Below are 18,851 nucleotides of genomic sequence, written 5' to 3' on the forward strand. Positions count from 1 at the left end.
TGATTTATCGGCCTTTTACTCTAAGTCCCGGCGACCGGGGTTACGAGCGGGATCGTTCGACAAAAATCCGAAGATGAAGATAGCTACAAAGAAGGCAACAACAATATAAACAGCGATTTTTAAAGTCAGCATAGAAATATCTCCAACTGGGTAAAACAAAAAGAGCTTTTCTTTCAGGATCTGCTATGCAGAAAAGATAGCTACTTTATATTACCCAAATCTCGTCCCTTTTTAGAGGACTCTGGGGATTTGGGAGTGGGGACTTGAGATTAGGTACTAGCAGTGTCTACCTTACGGTTATTGAAAATGGTGCAAGATGTCAGCTGTCTGACTTTCAGATGACCCCAAGAAATAAGCTGTTAAGCAAATAAGATTGCACATTGAGATCGCAGGGGGGCAGGGAGCAAGGGAGAAGGTTTGCAGCCTTAATTAGCATGAAAATTGTGCAATTTAAATGACGATTAGCTTAACTCAGAGATTGTTTACTCTTATGACGTTCACTGACGGCAAAAGTTTCTTAAAAAAAGCCTAGAGGTTAGAGGGTATCGGTTACAGGAAATAATTTTCCTTGTCCCCAATCCCCAGCGACGCACTAAGTTTCGACTGCGCTCAACTACCTCGACTGGTGAGCGTATTCGAACCATGTCGTACCACTTCCCTACGGGACGCTACGCGAATGTGGAAGCAAGCTACGCAAAGCGTCTCAGAGAGAAGTGTCCCCAATCTCCTATTTTTCAGCTTGAAATAATGCTTAAGTCTTTGCTAATTCGGTTTTTAATTACTCGTGCAGGTATGCCTACAGCAACGGAGAAAGGAGGAATATCTTTATTGACAACTGCTCCCGCACCAATAACACTACCTTTGCCGATAGTAACACCATCTAATACTGTTACTCCATGCCCTAGCCAACAATCATCTTCAATTACAATTCCCTTGCGAGTAATAACACCTTGGTATTTAATTGGCTCTATCGGATCGGCAAAATTATGATTATTGGCATATATCCCTGAGTTGGCAGCAATCAAGCAGTATTTACCGATTTTAATGTCTCCTGGCCCCTCAATACACACATTGGGAGCAATAAAGGTATGTTCATCAATAAATATTGATGTATTTTCCAAACACCCTATATCAACGTTACGCTCAATAGCGACTTTATTTGCTAGATGAATTCTATTATTTTTGTGTCCTCTAGCATCCATCCGCACACCCTTGAAAATATAGACTTCACTGCCTATCTCAATACAAGAACTACCATTAAATTCAACACCATTTTGAATATATACTTGGCTGCCTATGTGGGCGAAAATACTACGATATCCCAAATTACGCAACTTTGACCCTAGCAGAAGTGTCGGGATCTCTCCTAACATCGTTGTTACTAAAAGTTCTTGCATGCGCTGCAATTGTGAAAGGTATTGCTTGTTATGCATGGCTATATATCTCTTCAATCAATTATTGTTGACAGTTGTTTTGGCTGTATCCTAATCTTCTGAGCAATACCAAGAGCATCAATCAGTATCCGTTGACACAGAAGTAAAATTAACTGTGTCACTGAAATTTCTCCATATTTCTGAGATGTTTTCCAATATTTGAAAAACCAGAGTTTGACTATGTGAACTATTCTGGAACTGAAATGTGTAGAATCGCTTAATTGATATGCACAATTGATTGCTTGAAGTGGCTAGTACAGTACGTCGTCAATCAAACTACTATTTTAATAACAAGTTGTTCAACTGCTTAAAGTTTGGCAAGCTTCCACCACATTGTATTAGAAACTTTTGTACTATATGTACATAAAAATTTGGCTTCTTTTTCACCAAAGCAAGCAATTAACGAAACAATTTCAGTGCATTACCGAAGAAGAATTCAGGAGTCAGGAGCCAGAATGGGCTAAACCTTAGCTATCCGCTAACAGAATTGAATTCTGAACGAAAGAGTGGAGGAATCATGATAAGACAGCCCCCGACTTCAGTCGTGGAGAAGAAAAAAGTATTCCTTGCTTGAAACCCCTGACAACTCTTGGAGACGCTAAAAGCGAGCAGACATGGGGTATTCTGACTCCTGAATTCTGACTCCTTTTCATAAGGTCAAATCTCAGACTATCAAGTTGTTTGATGGGGAAATTTGCTGGTTTAGATTGGATACTGTTTTGGTTATCTGGCAAATTTGAAAAGCTTGTTATGCAATTAGGAATAGATTTGTTTACCTTAAAGCCACTTATTTACAAGCGGTTTTAGTCTTTTGAAACAACTCAGTTTTACAAGCTATTTTGCAACAAAAAATACATTTAACTAGACTATATTCAAAATTTAGATAAAATTTATGCCTAGCATGACAATGTAATTATTGTTGGGTTTCTTAGGGTATTTGTGCCTAAGTAAAACCCAATTATGGTGGATTATCTCCCACATCAGCCATCACATTGAAGTTAACCATCGGTGCAAACAAGTAAGCGCTTCCCCGACTGCTATGACGGCTTTCTTGCAACGAATTTCTAGAGTATGCTGCTCCAATCATGTTGCACATGGATGATTTACAAACTAACCAATTCACGTTTTTAATTACATGAATAGCTTTTAATAACAATTGTTTTCAACGATAACACATTTTATTTTTAGTGGAACATTCTCATGAAATAAGTAGATTTTCAGGTCGCTTGTTGATGAGAATGATGGAAATAAGTTAGTTTTTTTACTGGAGCGATGCCTAGGTTGGGCAAAGCCTAAGCTACTTTATAATAATTTTATACACTTAGACAAAATCCCTTAAAGGCGAGAAGTAAAAAATGCTGTAGGCAGTTACTTGGTATTGGCATTTTTGTTTATATTTCTAGCGTTGCTTGCCCAAGTAATTTTATGATATTGTGTGAAATTCAGAATGATATCTACTATACTAATGACACCCTATTCTGGAAAAATCTAAAAACTTTCCTCTTCCCTATTACTGACAATTTGTATATCACCCATTCGGGTGAGCCAAGCGGGTGATGCGTGCTTGATACTACTTGTTATAAATTTTATTGTAGAGAAAACTAAAACGTAGCTTAGTTTCTAGGAGAAGTCCACAAAACAACATTAAATTCCCCAAATTGAGGTATCGGTTTTAACTCACACACTTGGTTCAAATTATGGCTTTAATTAAAGATATTGTGCAAGAATCTCTAACTAGCGGTTATCTAAGTGTTGTAGCAGAAGATCAAGTGCGATCGCAACTTCAAAGTAATTATGACTCAGAAGACCTAGATGCCTGGATCATTTTACAGCGAGCTATTGCAGGAGGTGATGTCAAACAAGAGTCGCGCCGAAAAAAAGCTTCTCTATCTCCTAAAGCTAAGGACGCTTCATCGAGTATCAAACTTGCTTATCAAATGGCCGCGGAGATTGCTTATGCAGCTGCTGTAGCTCTGTCGATGACCAAAAATACTAAAGATCAGCCTTCACTAGGTGCATAAAATAATACCTTGCTAAGTTATTTTCCTGGTTTAGGGCTAATATTTAATACCAAGCAGTTAGAGTAGGCGTAACCCGCTACAGGCATCGCTTTTCCTGGTTAACTGCTTGGTACAGTTTTTAAACGATCCAATTTTAGGCTATGTCTATGAGAAGCTATGCCTCTGCCTAACCTTAAACCAGTCTTAACCGAAGAATTACATATAGCGGTTTACGTACAGGTAAGGTAAAGAAAAAATAATTAGCCACAGAGTAGGTTAGCACAGCTGTGCTAGCCTACTTTCTTGATGGAGTAATTTTTTAAAAAATAATTAAATATTTCACTTTCCTAGAAGCAGCTATAAAGAATTTTCACTCTCAGCTAACACTCTAGAATTGATCCCCGGAAGCAATACTAAAATAAATATAAATTATTTATTCAAAACTAGATTTTTTTAAGTGATAGATGCCAGTAAATGATTAAATCTTAATATACCAAGTACATGGCTAGAGTTACGCATAGAATTAGAAACACCTTGGTGTAAACTTTAGCAACTAGGTTAAAAAAATTCTCAATGCTTAACAAAGTCATAGCTTTTTCACAAAATATAGTATAAAGAATTGGCAACATTGGTAAAGAGAGTAAACAATAACCATAGCTAAACTTGGAGTTTTGCCAACCTATGCAGCCAATTCGCACGTTTAACGTATCACCTTCATTACCGCCGCGGCTCGAACCACTACGGCGGCTAGCATATAACTTGCACTGGGATTGGAACGTTGACACTAAAGATTTATTTCGTCGGTTAGATTCTGACCTGTGGGAGTTTAGCCATCATAACCCAGTGTTAATGTTGGGTACTATTTCTCAATCGCGGCTTCTGGAAGTTGTTGAGGATGAGGGCTTTCTAGCGCAAATGGATCGAGCTGACCGACAGTTAGACGATTATTTGCAAGAGCGCACCTGGTATCAGAAACAGAGGGAGCAGAAACCAAAGGAATGCTACGCTTATTTTTCGGCGGAATTTGGGCTTGTAGATTGTTTGCCCGTCTATTCTGGGGGCTTGGGTGTTCTGGCGGGGGATCACCTCAAATCTGCCAGTGACTTGGGGCTACCCCTTGTAGGTGTAGGCTTACTGTATCAACAAGGCTACTTTGCCCAGTATCTTAATGCCGATGGCTGGCAGCAAGAACGCTACCTGCTCAACGATTTCTACAATATGCCTTTGCATCTAGAGCGCAATGCCGACGGTTCAGAACTGCGGATTGCGGTAGATTATCCAGGACGCAAAGTATATGCCAGAGTTTGGCGCGTACAGGTAGGAACAGTGCCCCTGTATCTGTTGGACACCAATATTGAACCAAACAATACTTACGACCACGACATCACAGACCAGCTGTATGGTGGCGACATCGATATGCGTATCCACCAGGAAATCATGCTGGGGATCGGTGGTGTGCAAATGCTTAAAGCTCTGGGGCTAAAAGTCACTGCCTACCACATGAATGAAGGTCACGCTGCCTTCTCTGCTTTAGAACGCATCCGCTTGCTGATTCAGGAAGAGGGACTGAATTATCTCCAAGCAAAACAAGTAGACGCTTCCAGCAATATCTTTACTACCCACACGCCAGTACCAGCAGGGATTGACTTGTTCGCTCCTGACAAAATGCTGCATTACTTGGGGTACTATGCAGAGATATTTGGGTTGCTCAAAGAGCAATTTTTAGGATTAGGGCGCGAGAATACAGGCGATTTATCTGCGCCTTTCAGTATGGCAGTGCTAGCGCTGAAAATGGCAACATTTTCTAACGGTGTCGCCCAACTGCACGGTGTAGTGTCAAGGCAAATGTTCCAGGGCTTGTGGCAAAATGTGCCAGTAGAGGAAGTGCCGATCGCAGCAATTACTAATGGTGTTCATGCTCGCAGTTGTGTTGCCAAATCTACTCAAGAGTTATACGATCGCTACCTTGGGCCAAACTGGTCATCAGCACCACCAGATAGCCCATTATGGGATCGAATGGAAGCCATACCCGATGAGGAGTTGTGGCGTAATCACGAACGCTGCCGCTTAGATATGGTTTTGTATGTGCGAGAGCATTTGGTCAAGCATTTGACCGATCGCGGCGCTTCGGCTTCCGAAATTATCCAGGCCCAAGAAGTTTTAGATCCTTACGCTTTCACCATTGGTTTTGCCCGCCGCTTTGCCACCTACAAACGCGCCACCCTCTGGATGCGCGATCTGGATCGCATTAAGCGGCTTCTCTTGGCTAACAAAGACCGGAAGGTGCAATTTGTCATTGCTGGTAAGGCACATCCTAAAGATATTCCCGGTAAAGAACTGATCCGCGACATCAATCACTTTATCCACGAACAAAACTTAGAAAAACAGGTAGTGTTTGTCCCCAATTACGACATTCACATCTCCCGGTTGATGGTTGCGGGTTGCGATATTTGGTTAAACACACCGCGTCGTCCACGGGAAGCCTCTGGTACTAGTGGCATGAAAGCTGCAATGAATGGCTTGCCAAATTTAAGTGTACTAGATGGCTGGTGGGATGAAGCTGATTACGTCCGCACAGGCTGGGCAATTGGACATGGAGAGAATTACGACGATCCTAACTACCAAGACGAAGTAGAAGCAAATGCTCTCTACGAGTTGTTAGAGAAGGAAGTTGTACCGTTATTTTACGAACATCGGGATACTGATGGTTTGCCCCGTCCGTGGGTTGCCAAAATGAAGGATGCAATTCGATTGAATTGTCCGTTCTTTAATACAGCGCGGATGGTAGGAGAATATGCTGGGAGGGCTTATTTCCCGGCTAGCGATCGCTATCATACCCTGACTGTTGATAACTATGCCCCTGCGAAAGAACTAGCTGCTTGGAAAGAAAAACTGGGCGAACACTGGTTTGACATCAAAATCAAAGATGTTGATGTATCGGCAGCTTCAGACATTGAGGTTAACCAAACTGTTGCTGTCAAAGCCAAGGTTGACTTAGCAACTTTGACGAATGATGATGTGCAGGTGGAGTTATATCAAGGTGCGATCGATGCCAATGGTGATATTGTCAATGCTGTGCCAGTGGTAATGGATTACCAAGGTGAAGATGGACAGCAATTAAGTATTTACACGGGTAATATCACTTATACTGCTTCTGGGTTGCAAGGCTTGTCTTTGCGTGTATTACCGAAAAATAAAAATCTGGCTAATCCTTATGAACCAAGGTTGATTGCTTGGGCAGAATAAGAGTGCTGAGTAGTTGTTGAATACTCAAGATTAGGCGTTGCTGATTTTTTAGCAACGCCTTTTATATCAAACATTTTCAGGTAGATAATTAATATCTAGTAGCTGATCTAAAGTGTAAATACAAGATTGAGGTAAGTTATCTAGTTTGCCTTCAGTTTTATCAATTACATATCCTAATGCATCATCATAAATTGATGCTAACTCTTTTTCTAAAAATTGATATAAATTAGTTGTCAAGTTACGTTTTAATTCATTCCTAAAACTTCTAATTTCTGCTTTCCAATGTCCAGAATTATATGGAGTTTCTTCTGTCCAATATTGCAGCAATAAAAGATGTCTAATAATTTGTTCTAATAAATTAGCGACCTTGGCTTTGTCTCTACGACCCAAATTTTCTAGATCCTCTATTAAATTTTCTAAATCAAGTTTTTCTAAATGGTTAGCTTTCAATAGTTTGATTGTTTCTTCTAACCACAGATTCTCATCAATTTCATAAAGCTCTTTTAAACTCAAATTAGAACTAACTCCTTGCATAAAACCTCTTTGAGTTAAATCTGACGAGATTACAATTTTAGGCTAACATTCTTTGTGGAATGACAATGTAGCCAGTGGTGCGATCGCCTAAAACTAAATTACGTTGTTCTCCCCAATACCACCAATAAGCAGCAACATAAGCGCAAATTAAGCTATCTAGTTTATCTTCGGTTGCTTTGAGGGCTGCGCCTGTAGTGGGTATTTCCAGAAGGAACGTAGGGCTATCGCAGAGGCACAGAGCAGGAGAAAGAGAGGGGAGGATATCGAGAAGATAATTTTGGAGTTTGATTAATTCTAGGCGGCGATCGCTGAGGCGTCCTTTTTTATATTTGAGGATGCGTTCTAAGTTGAATAGGTTAACGATCGCTGGGTGGGGAAAGACTTCTATTTGATATCTGCTGAGTTTTTGCGGTTCAATGGTGGGTGCATGTGCAAAACCGCGTGATTCTAATTCTAAGCCAAAGTTGATGGTGCGTTCTGCAAAGGGTAGGTTTTGATTCGCTGGGTAGCATCCTGCATGATATTTACCAAAGTACTTGTGGCTGAGTTTGTCGGGGAGGCGACTCCCGGTAGCGTTGGGTATGAGGGTAGGTGCATCTACGGCGATGATGGCTGGTTCATCTGGTTGTACGCTTTGATCAATCCAGGTGAGGATGTCTGCAATGGCTTCTTTGCGGTCTAAATCAAGTAGTTGCAGTTGCCCATCTATCCATTCTAAAGAGCATAGTCCACTTGGTTGTGATTTCCAGCCTAAATCAATGCCAATAAATTTCATGGTCATAACACAAATTTGCGATTATTTTCGCACTTTTGGGCAACCATTTACCTAAATTTACTTGCTAAAAATCGTGAGAAATAATCTTATAATCTTAACCAGCTTGCCTTAATTTATTTTATCTGACAATAAGTTGATCAAGATTATTCCTATGAAAATTTTATTTTTACATCCCAATTTCCCCTCGCAATTTCGCAATTTAGCGATAGTTTTAGGTAAAGATCCTAATCACCAAGTCGTCTTTGGGACAAATCGTCGTGAAGGCGAAATACCTGGCGTTTTTAAAGCTATTTATACTCCTTCTCGTGAAGCTGCTCCCCAAACCCACCACTATGTTCGCAACCTGGAAAATGCTGTTCTTACTGCACAGGCTGTCTATCGCGTGTCAGAAAAATTAAAAGCTGAAGGTTTCGTTCCAGATATAGTTTATGGACATTCTGGTTGGGGGCCAACTTTATTTATGAAAGATATTTTCCCCAAAGCTGAATTATTGTGTTATTTCGAGTGGTTTTACCATGCTTACGGTTCGGATGCAGATTTTGATCCCAGTGAACCACTGAATGCTGATGATGAATGCCGCATACGTGTCAAAAATGCACCGATTTTGACTGATTTATATAGCTGCGATCGCGGTCTTTCTCCAACCAATTGGCAGCGTCAGCAATTTCCTAAAGAATATCATAGCAAACTCACTGTCATGCATGATGGTGTTGATACCCAATATTTTGTCCCTAAACCAGGCGCAAAGTTAGTTTTACCAAGAATAAATCTCGATCTTTCTCATGTGGAAGAGTTGGTAACTTATGTGGGGCGCGGGATGGAACCTTACAGAGGTTTTCCGCAGTTTATGGAAACAGTGGCGCTACTTCAGGAGCGACGACCTAACTGTCATGTGGTAGTTGTAGGAGAAGATCGGGTCGCTTATGGCAAGAATCTTCCTGATGGTCAGACTTATAAACAATTAATGTTGGAAAAATTATCTTTGGATTTATCAAGGCTGCATTTTACAGATAGGCTTCCTTACAATGAATATCTTCAAGTTTTGCAAGCTTCGTCTGCTCATATTTATTTAACTCGTCCTTTTGTTTTATCCTGGTCAATGTTAGAAGTAATGTCAGCAGGATGTTTGCTAGTAGCTTCTAACACTTCGCCAGTATTGGAGGTCATAAAGGATGGAGTAAATGGACTTTTGGTAGATTTCTTTTCTCCCCAGAATATTGCTGATAGGGTTGAAGAGGCGCTGAATCACCCTCAAGAGATGCAAGCAATTCGTGCGAATGCGCGAGAGACAATTTTAAAGCGTTATGATTTAGCGAAACTTTTACCACAGCATTTGCAATGGATGTTCGCTGGTAAAATTTCTGATAGTTTGAAAAAGCGCCCAAATTCTAAAGGATTTGCTAGAAGTTAGATGACATTTGTCATTAGTCATTGGTCATTAGTTACAACCAACAAAGGACAGATGACTAATCGCAAATAAATAAAAGAGCGATATTTAAGATGCGAATTATTTTTACTATTGCCCATTTTTTCAAACCTACCAGTGAAGGTCGCCATGCTTCTCAGCGCAAAGACCCACAACCTCGGTTGCAAGCGCTAATTAAAAGCCTTACTGCCTTACACCAATTATTTGGTAAATCTCAAACTATCATTAACATTGCTCAACGACTAGCTTTCCCTGTTAATCAGTCGCAGTGTCACGAAATAGATATTGTTATTTGTACAACCCAAAACAATCATCTCCTAAATCAGCTTTCGTTACCATCTCATTTATACAAGCATCACTCTACTAATGTAGAACCTCTACTTTTAGGGTTTGAGTGTCAAGCTGTTTTACAAAGTTGTCTCGGTCATTATGATTACTACTGCTTTATTGAAGATGACCTAATTATCCATGACCCTTGGTTTTTTATAAAATTAAATTGGTTTACCCAACAAGCTGGTGATTTAAATTTGCTCCAGCCAAATCGTTATGAAGTTTCTCCTTACGGTTTAGTTCACAAAGCTTACATTGATGGGGATTTAGCTTTGCGAGTAACTGCTCCCTTTCAAAATGTGCAGGAGCAACAGGAACTCAAGGGTACAATTCTGAATGCACCAATTACCTTTCGTCGTGCCCTTAACCCTCACGCCGGCTGCTATTTTTTGAATGCAAATCAGATGGCTTATTGGGCTAATCAAAGTTATTTTCTTGACCGGGATATCAGCTTTGTTGGGCCTCTAGAAAGTGCTGCTACTTTAGGAATCATGAAAACATTCCGAGTTTACAAAACCTCACCGGAGCAAGCAAGTTTTTTGGAGATTCAGCATTCTGGAACAGGATTTCTGGGGCTAATTGGCGGACAAGTAGGTTTAGCAGATAAGTAAATTTAATTTTAGACTTTGGTAAGGAAGATTAGTGCGATCGCTATCTTTAAAATTTTTCTACAGTTCTATAATCTTTGGTCTTCTGGGTGCAAACTGTACCAACCATGCCAATGACGAACTGCTAGCCAAACGGCTGAAAGCAAACCCGCTAAACTAAGGGTTAATCCAGTGAACGGTACTAATAATCCGAAGATAGGTAGCACTGCCCCAGCAATCGTAGCAACGATCGCAGCCAGAGAAGCCCTGCGACTGGCTCCCAATCCCCATGTTAAAATTAGTAAAAGGATGGAAATTAAAGTCCAAGCCAACTGAGCATCGATAAGGCGAGCTAGATAGGTTAAAGTCAATAGACAAGCAAAGAAAATACTAGCAGCGATCACAATATTTTTGAAACTCATTGGCAGTGACAAATATAACAATAATATCCACCACAAAAATATTGCTGGTGCTAGCAATAAAAGCCGCGGAATAATCCCCGTGTGACGAATGGGTTCGGTGTTGGTAAACACTCCAAAGGGATTTTTGACTGAAACATTATCATCAAATATCCAAGCAAACTGAGTACTGCGTCCGTTAACTTTAATCTCATTCGGTACAACACCACTAGCAAAATCAGCCGGGGCAAAGTTAGCAATTGCTGTGAGGCGAAAATTAGAAAGCAACTGTCCCGTTGCGCTATAAACCCAACGAGGCCCGCCTTGAGCCTGATAGGTAACTCGAAAGGTAGTTTCTTCACCCGGTTGGAGCCGAAAGGGAAAGCCATTGTCTCCCGTATTGGTTTGTTGTAACCTAGTACCGTCACGCTCAACTTTGTAGCTAGCAAGCAGTGTGTAGCCATTGGGCGGCGGTGCTTCAAAGAAAAAATCCTGGTACTAACAGAACTAATACTAGAGTTAAATGCTGTAATCCCCGCAATAGTTGGGAATAACGCACAGCCCATTCGCCGATGAATATTACTTGTTCCGGCTGGCTGCGACGGAGAGAAAAACTGATCAGTGCAATTGCAACTCCCAAAGCTACGATCAAAAATACTAATAACAGTGAAGCTTTGAGCGCCTCGGTTCCAAATTGAACAAGCTCAATCGGATGCGTCAAATCAGGTAATCCGGGAATACCTTGAGCAGAAGATGACATCGGCTTAATTTTTGCAGAATTTGGAGAACCAGACCGATAAAATCTCTTAAAAGTTTCTGGAAAGAGGTATAAATTATTCTCCAATCCCTAATTTAACTTTGTGTATTCAGAATTTCCTGTAATTTTTTATAATGATAGCCATGATAAGCTTAAATGAAGAACTGAACTAGTTGAAGAAACGAAAAATAGAAGTAAAATCAAAAACCCGGTCATAAAGACCGGGTTTTTGAGTGGAAACAATGGGGTATATTCCCCGAAGGTTTGTTATAGAAGTTCAGTATAATATCGATGCTCTGATATTTACTACGACTCCGTTGTTACCGATTCCGGAAAATTAGCTAAAAATTTTTGAGTAGCCTTTCTTTGTCTCTCAAAATACAACAACGGACTGGTAGCGTCAGCGTGTAGGATTGAAAAATATCAATTTTCCGGCTTTTGCTAATGAACAATCCATTTGGTAGCTGGCAAGAATGGCTAACAGTATTCGCCTATTTAGGTTTCACTGCCTTCATTATTTGGCGCGTGTTTACCGCCGAGAAGAATTAAAAAAGCTGCATATCATCTTACCAGGGCTTTTTTGCTCAAAGGGCAAAATAGTCCCACCTTGTTGAACCTTGACTCTTTTACGACAATTATAAATCTCGGTAGGTCTTTTTACTCCATCTACACTAACGGCAGCCCTGTATTCCCAATAATTTTTGGCACTTCGGTTGATGCTGAGAATGCAAATCTGGTGGTAATCGTTATTGCGACATACAGATGCAAATGCCGGATTTACCACGGAGCAAGGCAGTATTAATAGCAACGCCAAAAATATTATGCATTTAATCCTGTTCATAAAAATTCTTTAACATGACATTATTTGGAAATATTATGAAGTTTTTAAACTATTTTAGTTGAGTCAATTACTTTTTATATCTTGACAGACTCAAGATTACAACTCCCCAGCACATAAATCATAGAGTAGTAGCAAAAAAGCTCACAATGCTTTATGTGATATTTTCTGCTAAAAATACTAAGTTAAATTGAACCATACCCAAATACCTTTTCGACTTTAAAGGTAAACATTTAGTGCATCTGTTCATGTACCATACCCTAATACCAATTCGTAATATCCTGCGATAAGCCGCCTTTGCGCGTCTGCGTAATGAGAAATTAAGATTACATCTCGATGGATTTCCACCATTTGTATCTGTAGTCTTATTTTGGAGAATTGATATAACAAAATATGTGCAAAAAAAGTCAGTTGTAAGGGCGATAAAAATTGCAACCAAAAATAAATTTGATAAATCTTGGATTGTACGCTGTTTTGCAGCAATATTACTCTTTGGTCAAGTGTGGCTACATTTCCTCCAAGGAAAAACTTACTATCGCAAGATCCTACAACATCTCGTTACCTCTGGGCCAGGTTCTATTTCTCCAGTTCTGCTTGTGAACGGTTTTGCAGGAATGATTTTTACCATTCAAACAGCGAGGGAATTAATACGATTCGGGGCTGAAAATGCTGTAGGAGGTGCTTTTGCCCTAGCTTTTTGTAGAGAATTGGCTCCAATTTTGACCGCTAGTATTATGGCAGGACAAGTTGGTTCCGCTTTTGCAGCAGAAATAGGTGCAATGCAAGTCACCGAGCAAATTGACGCACTTTATATGCTCAAAACTGATCCAATTGATTATCTAGTACTTCCTAGAGTAATTGCTTGTTGTTTGATGGTACCTTTGATGACGATTTTGGCTTTAGTTACAGGCATCATCGGTGGAGTCTTTGCAGCATCAAAATTTTACCAAATTCTTCCCGAAACATTTTTAGAATCAGTCAGAAATTTTTTAGAGCCATCAGATTTGTTTATTATTTTGTTAAAAGGGTTTATTTTTGGAGTACTGGTTGCTATCATTGGCTGTAGTTGGGGGTTAACTACAAAAGGCGGAGCAAAAGAAGTAGGAGAATCTGCAACAAAAGCAGTTGTTATTAGTTGGGTGTCAATTTTTATCATAGATTTTTTCCTCTCTCTACTGTTGCTTGAACAGCCTACATTTTGAACTAGTTACTAATTTGTAATACTTACCTCTGACGAGAAACAAGCTATGTAATTCGCAATTTTTGGGTTTAATTCCCAAACTTTTGGAGGCGCACTCACGTAGCTTTATTTAATTCGAGGTCTAAATAAGAATCTGCAACAGTTTTTAATTACAAATTACGTTAACGAGTCTGTGAACCGCTAGCTTTTTCGCGTATAATTCATCACGTTATCGGAATTTGGGAATATATTAACTTGTAGATTAGCGCACCTAAAGCTAAACCTCCCAATGAAAAGATAGACGTAGTATAAAAGGCTAACCCTTCCCTAAGACCCGCTCTTTGAAAATCTATCCTGACTAATATAGTCGCTGAAACTATGAGTAAGGTATCAAGAAATACCCGAAACCAAGCAATCATGATAAAGAACAAGAAAGCTGCTAAGACGGCAACACCGAAAGACCTCGTATTTGATTGAAGCAAAATACTGTAGTAGTATGTCATTTTCGGCCAAGGAGCAGTCAACGTTACCATTAAAATCAAGATAGCAATTACAGTTGCCACCCACACAAATAGAGGAGCGCGTGTTTCAGATATTACCCAGCCTAAAGTACTGTAACTAAGCAGTACTAGCGCCAGAGACACCCAAGGAACTCTTTTAAAAATTGACATGGGTTGATATTCCTAGTACAGGATAAAGGTCTGATTGCACAAGTAAGATACGTAAAAAAATTAACACAGATAAACATAGATTCTCATAGGGTGGGATACACCAGCACAGATGTGCTACTATACCCAATACTCATTCAAATGAGAATTGCGATAAAAGGGGCTTTTGACCGTATGGGTATCAGTGAAACAAGAAACTAAAAGTTCTTGCCGATAAAATTATGTAGATTTTGACTATATGGCTTAGACTGGTAAGTCTATCATCATATTTCTTATAGCTTCAATCAATAGGCTGTTATGCTCCTCCAAAGAAAGCCAAACAAGTTTGTCAAGAATTGCGGTAGAAAGTAGTTAATAATATTGTTAAACATTTGTAAACTATTAGCAGCCGAGTAGCCGCGTGTCATATATTGTTAAGGAATTATCATGAGACAACTTGTTATTGCTGAACGCGTATGCCTCATTGGTCATATCGTGTCAAAAGCTTTTGGACTAGTAGGGATGCTACTGGTCGTTCCTAATTCGCAAATAATTTTAAACTTATCGCAGGTTGGAGAAACTGCCATACAGTTGAGTATGGCTGGTGGCGGTGTAGTTGATATTATATTGGGGACAGTAGCTGTCTCTATTTATGCTTACCGGACGTTAGGATTAGGAACTTGGCTAGCATTTATGCTGCCAGCTATGTTTATCTCTTTGGGAAGTGAGCTACTAGGAACTAGTACAGGTTTTCCATTTGGTGATTATAGTTACTTGAGTGGCTTGGGCTATAAGATTGCAGGGCTAGTTCCTTTCACAATTCCTTTATCTTGGTTTTATGTTGGGCTGTCGTCTTACTTAATTGCAAGAACTGGTTTGAAAGTGGCTCAAAAACCCAGTTGGGGGCGCCATATTGCTGCTATAGCCATTGGTGCTTTACTCTTCACTTGCTGGGACTTTGCCCTTGAACCAGCTATGAGCCAAACTTCTCTGCCCTTTTGGTATTGGGAACAACCAGGAGCTTTCTTTGGAACACCTTACCAGAACTATGCAGGTTGGTTTGGTACTAGCGCACTGTTTATGAGTGTGGCAGGATTATTGTGGAGAAATACCTCAATTAAATTAGAGCGATCGCAACTCAATCTGCCTTTAGTAGTTTATTTAACTAACTTTGCCTTCGCCGCCGGACTCAGCTTGGCCGCTGGGTTTTCCATTCCTGTGTTACTCGGCTTATCGCTAGGTGTGACTCCTGCCGTGGTGTTGTGGTTAAGGAGTTCAACCACACCCTCTGAAGTTGCTGTTGAACCAGTAAGCAAAGAAGTGTCAGTAGCGAAGGTTGAAGTTGCCTTGAAATAAGCTGATAAGTTAGAGACTTGGTACTGGGAGACAAGGAGAATAACCCATACCCAATGCCCAATGCCCAATGCCCAATGCCCAATGCCCAATGCCCAATGCCCAATGCCCAATGCCCAATGCCCAATGCCCAATGACTAATGACTAATGACAACGCTTTGATAGTAGAAAGCGCTATCTCCCTTTTATTGCTACTTATACAAGTACCAGCAACGGCGATTCTGTTTTCGCGTTTGTTAAAGGGGCCAAGACGCCATCCTCCAATAGAACCCCAACAGCCTACACCTGAGCTTTTAGGTAGGGTTAGTGTCATAGTTCCCACATTAAACGAGGCGCTTCGCATTAGCCCTTTGTTGGCTGGTTTAAGTCAGCAAAGCTATGAAGTTCGGGAAATTATGGTCGTAGACAGTAAGTCTAGTGATGGTACGCCAGACTTGGTAAAAGCCTCACAACAGAAAGATCCGCGCTTTCGCTTGATGACAGATGATCCGTTGCCCTCTGGTTGGGTGGGTCGTCCTTGGGCGTTGCATAATGGTTTTCTATATAGCTCAGAGGCTAGTCAGTGGTTTCTGGGGCTGGATGCTGATATCCAACCACATCCTGGTTTAGTTGCTGGTTTGGTGAAGACGGCCGAAGCACAAGGCTATGACCTCGTTTCTCTTTCACCCCAGTTTATCCTTAAATATCCAGGAGAGTGCTGGCTACAACCTGCTTTGTTAATGACTCTGCTTTACCGATTTGACCCAGCGGGGATCAATACAGAGCAGCCAGAACGGGTGATGGCAAATGGGCAGTGTTTTTTGTGTCGTCGCTCTGTTTTAGCTGCTGTGGGTGGTTACAGCAGTGCGAAGAGTTCTTTTTGTGATGATGTCACTTTGGCACGGAATATTGCTATCCAAGGGTATAAGGTGGGCTTTTTAGACGGTGCAAAGGTGCTGAAGGTACGGATGTATGAAGGAGCGATGGATACGTGGAAGGAATGGGGGCGGAGTCTTGACTTGAAAGATGCAACTTCTCGTTCTCAGTTGTGGGGAGATTTATGGCTACTCACATCTGTTCAAGGTTTACCCCTTTTAATAGTCCTCACTTTTTTGTTGATTTCTCCTCCACTTTCAGATTCGCCCACTCCCTCACTCCTGCTGCTGGGACTAAATTTATTCCTGGTGGTGATTCGCTTTGCTATGCTGATAGCGATCGCACCCTCTTATGATCGCACAAACGCTAAAGGCGGCTGGTTGTTCTGGCTTTCCCCTTTGGCTGATCCCTTAGCTGTGCTGCGAATCTTCTTATCTGCGTTCCGCACCCCACGCGAGTGGCGAGGACGCAAGTATACATAGTGGGGCATTGGGAATTGGGCATTGGGCATGGAAAAGAGGACTTGGGGGCAAGGAGAAATACTTGTTGGAAGTTCTGACTTAAGTCCCCTTGTCTCACCTGCCTCCCCTACTCCTCTTCCCCCCCTACTTGATCCCCGCGTTCCAATTCCCAAAGAATTTGATTTCCTTCACGGCGTACCCGTGACACTATCCAGTTTCGCCAGCGCCATTGATCTCCACGACTGGTGACAGCGCTGGCGTGGACATCCATCAAGTCTGCTAACTCAGAACTAGTGATTAAGTAGCCTTTTTCAGAAATTTCGTCAGCTATACGCAGAGTTTCGACCAAGCTGCGGAGTTGCGAAACCCTCATTTCTGGCGGTTTTTCATCGGTTACGGCCGCAGTTGGCCCAGTTGATGGTTCCATAACGGTTATTTCTGGTGCAGAAGTACTGATTTCTTGCGGACTTTGGTTAGTTATTCTAGAGTTTTTCTCATAATCAGCTACTTTTGCTACATTTAGTTCATTTGTAGTAGGTAAAGATTTGTAAAAATTTGTGGAAGATAATTGTTGTAAGGAAGGGGTTTTGCCACTGGCATAAGTGCGAGCGATCACATCACAACGTTCGTTACCTATGTTACCAGAATGTCCCCGGACATGTTGCCATTTTACTTGTTGAGTATTGAGTTCATCTAAAATTTCTAAAAGGTCTTGGTTTTGAACGGGTTTACCATCTGACTTTTTCCAGCCTTTCTTTTTCCAGCCTTTCACCCATTTAGTAACGCAGTTAATCAGGTATTCGCTATCGGTATGAAGGGTTATGGGTTGGGCTTGTTGAGATGTTTCCAAAAATTTTAGGGCGGCGATCGCAGCTTGCATCTCCATTTTATTATTGGTGGTATGAGGGGATGCATCGCCCATTTCGTGGATTGAGCCATCGCTGAAGTAGACGACTACACCCCAACCGCCAGGGCCAGGATTACCAGTGCAAGCACCATCGGTGTATATGCTTTGAATTGTGGGTTGGGTGGACATGGTTAGGGTATCGAACCGCGAAGGACGCTAAAGAAAGAGTTATTAGCGGCGAATTTTTTTAAGAATATCCAGGCTATTATTATACTGATAAATTTTTCCTTTAGTTCTAGAATTCCTTGCACAAATAGCAATCTCTAAGACTGGCAATCATCAACTAGCTCTAGCTGGCTTTGCCTGAGCTAAAGGTTTCTACTTTTGATGGCGTTACTCATTACTCCGAACGATAGGCAACGCGAAGACTTTGGATTAAAATCACCAGAGATGCGATCGCCATTAACCCACCCCAAAACCAGTAAGGTAAAAGCAAATATCGCTGCATTTGCGCTGTATCAGAGATTCCAAGGAGGCCAGCAGACTGACTAAATAGATAATCAAGTTGATGGTACGTACTTACACAAGCTTGTACGCCTAGAAATTGAATGACAAACCCTTGTGCCCAACGAGGGGCTTTCAGGGCAATACCTAAGATCATTAAACCCAGTAAGGGAATTGCCACCAATCCAAACGAGGAGCGTACCCAAATTAATGTGGAAAATAGCAAAAAACTCCCTAATATTTTTAAACAGAGGGTTGCTGCTGTAAAACTGCGGGAAGCCAGAATTAAAGCTGCGCCCGCAAGAGGCGGCCCCATTGGCCCTGCTGCGGCGATTATTCCCAGCCCAATTGGCCCCACTGACGACCGGATGCCATAGGTTGCAACACCGGAACCATTGCTAAAAATCTGCAATTTCTGAAACTGTCCCCCTAATAGGAGCGCCATTAAGCCGTGACCCATTTCATGAAACCAAGTTGCCAGGATTGTAAATGGGTATAAGATATAATCCCCTCCTGGTACTTGCCACAGTAAAGCAGTTGCGATCGCTGCTGCAACTAGCCAGGTTAACCCCATGCGTTCAACAACTGGCGGGGCTTCTTTGGTAAGCAAGGGTTCAAAATTTCTGCTTGGTTCCCTCATAGGTCACTCTATTTTATATTTATATTTATATTTTAGATTT

At 41.2% G+C, this 18,851-nt stretch carries 15 protein-coding genes and 1 pseudogene; 7 read left to right on the forward strand and 9 right to left on the reverse strand.

Annotated features, from left to right (window positions below; all coding sequences use genetic code 11):
- Positions 1–15: 15 nt before the first annotated feature.
- From ANSO36C_RS07310 to ANSO36C_RS07320, 3 genes are all read right to left on the reverse strand, one after another.
- Entirely contained in the window at positions 16–132 is a 117-nt protein-coding gene (locus tag ANSO36C_RS07310; RefSeq protein ID WP_190943005.1) for a photosystem II reaction center protein I, read from the reverse strand.
- A gap of 602 nt (positions 133–734) precedes the next feature.
- Positions 735–1,433 (reverse strand): acyltransferase, encoded by a 699-nt coding sequence (locus ANSO36C_RS07315; RefSeq protein ID WP_251958994.1) that lies wholly within the window; start codon positions 1,431–1,433, stop codon positions 735–737.
- A gap of 958 nt (positions 1,434–2,391) precedes the next feature.
- A complete protein-coding gene (locus tag ANSO36C_RS07320; protein WP_174707946.1) occupies positions 2,392–2,529 on the reverse strand; it encodes a hypothetical protein in 138 nt (45 codons plus the stop codon).
- Positions 2,530–3,130: 601 nt separating this feature from the next.
- Between ANSO36C_RS07320 and ANSO36C_RS07325 the strand changes: the two genes are divergently transcribed.
- Positions 3,131–3,454, forward strand: a complete 324-nt coding sequence (locus ANSO36C_RS07325; protein WP_251958995.1) for a hypothetical protein — start codon at positions 3,131–3,133, stop codon at positions 3,452–3,454.
- Positions 3,455–4,114: 660 nt separating this feature from the next.
- Positions 4,115–6,679, forward strand: coding sequence for an alpha-glucan family phosphorylase (gene glgP / locus ANSO36C_RS07330; RefSeq protein WP_251958996.1), 2,565 nt, complete (start codon positions 4,115–4,117; stop codon positions 6,677–6,679).
- Between the two features lie 66 nt (positions 6,680–6,745).
- Here glgP and ANSO36C_RS07335 read toward each other — a convergent pair whose 3' ends face one another.
- Together ANSO36C_RS07335 and ANSO36C_RS07340 are read right to left on the reverse strand one after the other, a co-directional pair.
- On the reverse strand, positions 6,746–7,213 hold the full coding sequence (locus tag ANSO36C_RS07335) for a DUF29 domain-containing protein (RefSeq protein WP_251958997.1): 468 nt from the start codon (positions 7,211–7,213) through the stop codon (positions 6,746–6,748).
- 37 nt (positions 7,214–7,250) lie between these two features.
- A complete protein-coding gene (locus ANSO36C_RS07340) occupies positions 7,251–7,988 on the reverse strand; it encodes a DUF429 domain-containing protein (RefSeq protein ID WP_251960271.1) in 738 nt (245 codons plus the stop codon).
- A 151-nt stretch (positions 7,989–8,139) separates the two neighbouring features.
- On the opposite strand from ANSO36C_RS07340, the gene ANSO36C_RS07345 reads away from it, so the two are divergent.
- Together ANSO36C_RS07345 and ANSO36C_RS07350 are read left to right on the forward strand one after the other, a co-directional pair.
- Positions 8,140–9,399, forward strand: a complete 1,260-nt coding sequence (locus tag ANSO36C_RS07345; RefSeq protein WP_251958998.1) for a glycosyltransferase family 4 protein — start codon at positions 8,140–8,142, stop codon at positions 9,397–9,399.
- A gap of 89 nt (positions 9,400–9,488) precedes the next feature.
- A complete protein-coding gene (locus ANSO36C_RS07350; RefSeq protein ID WP_251958999.1) occupies positions 9,489–10,355 on the forward strand; it encodes a calcium-binding protein in 867 nt (288 codons plus the stop codon).
- Positions 10,356–10,420: 65 nt separating this feature from the next.
- On the opposite strand, the pseudogene ANSO36C_RS07355 reads toward ANSO36C_RS07350, so the two are convergent.
- Positions 10,421–11,489, reverse strand: a pseudogene (locus tag ANSO36C_RS07355) (hypothetical protein).
- Between the two features lie 1,263 nt (positions 11,490–12,752).
- Here ANSO36C_RS07355 and ANSO36C_RS07365 point away from each other — a divergent pair.
- Positions 12,753–13,526 carry an MlaE family lipid ABC transporter permease subunit gene (locus ANSO36C_RS07365; RefSeq protein WP_251960272.1) on the forward strand — a complete coding sequence of 258 codons (774 nt, stop codon included), beginning with the start codon at positions 12,753–12,755 and terminating at the stop codon, positions 13,524–13,526.
- 202 nt (positions 13,527–13,728) lie between these two features.
- On the opposite strand, the gene ANSO36C_RS07370 is transcribed toward ANSO36C_RS07365, so the two are convergent.
- Complete coding sequence (locus ANSO36C_RS07370) at positions 13,729–14,175, reverse strand: hypothetical protein (RefSeq protein WP_251959001.1); 447 nt, start codon at positions 14,173–14,175, stop codon at positions 13,729–13,731.
- Between the two features lie 423 nt (positions 14,176–14,598).
- On the opposite strand from ANSO36C_RS07370, the gene cruF reads away from it, so the two are divergent.
- Positions 14,599–15,507, forward strand: a complete 909-nt coding sequence (gene cruF / locus ANSO36C_RS07375) for a gamma-carotene 1'-hydroxylase CruF (RefSeq protein WP_251959002.1) — start codon at positions 14,599–14,601, stop codon at positions 15,505–15,507.
- 137 nt (positions 15,508–15,644) lie between these two features.
- Complete coding sequence (gene cruG, locus ANSO36C_RS07380; RefSeq protein WP_251959003.1) at positions 15,645–16,841, forward strand: 2'-O-glycosyltransferase CruG; 1,197 nt, start codon at positions 15,645–15,647, stop codon at positions 16,839–16,841.
- A 106-nt stretch (positions 16,842–16,947) separates the two neighbouring features.
- Here the strand turns inward: cruG and rnhA are convergent, their stop codons facing one another.
- Positions 16,948–17,856: a ribonuclease HI gene (rnhA, locus tag ANSO36C_RS07385; protein ID WP_251959004.1), complete on the reverse strand. Its 909-nt coding sequence runs from the start codon at positions 17,854–17,856 to the stop codon at positions 16,948–16,950.
- Between the two features lie 211 nt (positions 17,857–18,067).
- On the reverse strand, positions 18,068–18,811 hold the full coding sequence (locus ANSO36C_RS07390) for a M50 family metallopeptidase (protein WP_251959005.1): 744 nt from the start codon (positions 18,809–18,811) through the stop codon (positions 18,068–18,070).
- Positions 18,812–18,851 lie beyond the last annotated feature (40 nt).

Origin of the sequence: Nostoc cf. commune SO-36 (assembly GCF_023734775.1) — a bacterium.
Classification (GTDB): Bacteria; Cyanobacteriota; Cyanobacteriia; order Cyanobacteriales; family Nostocaceae; genus Nostoc; species Nostoc commune_A.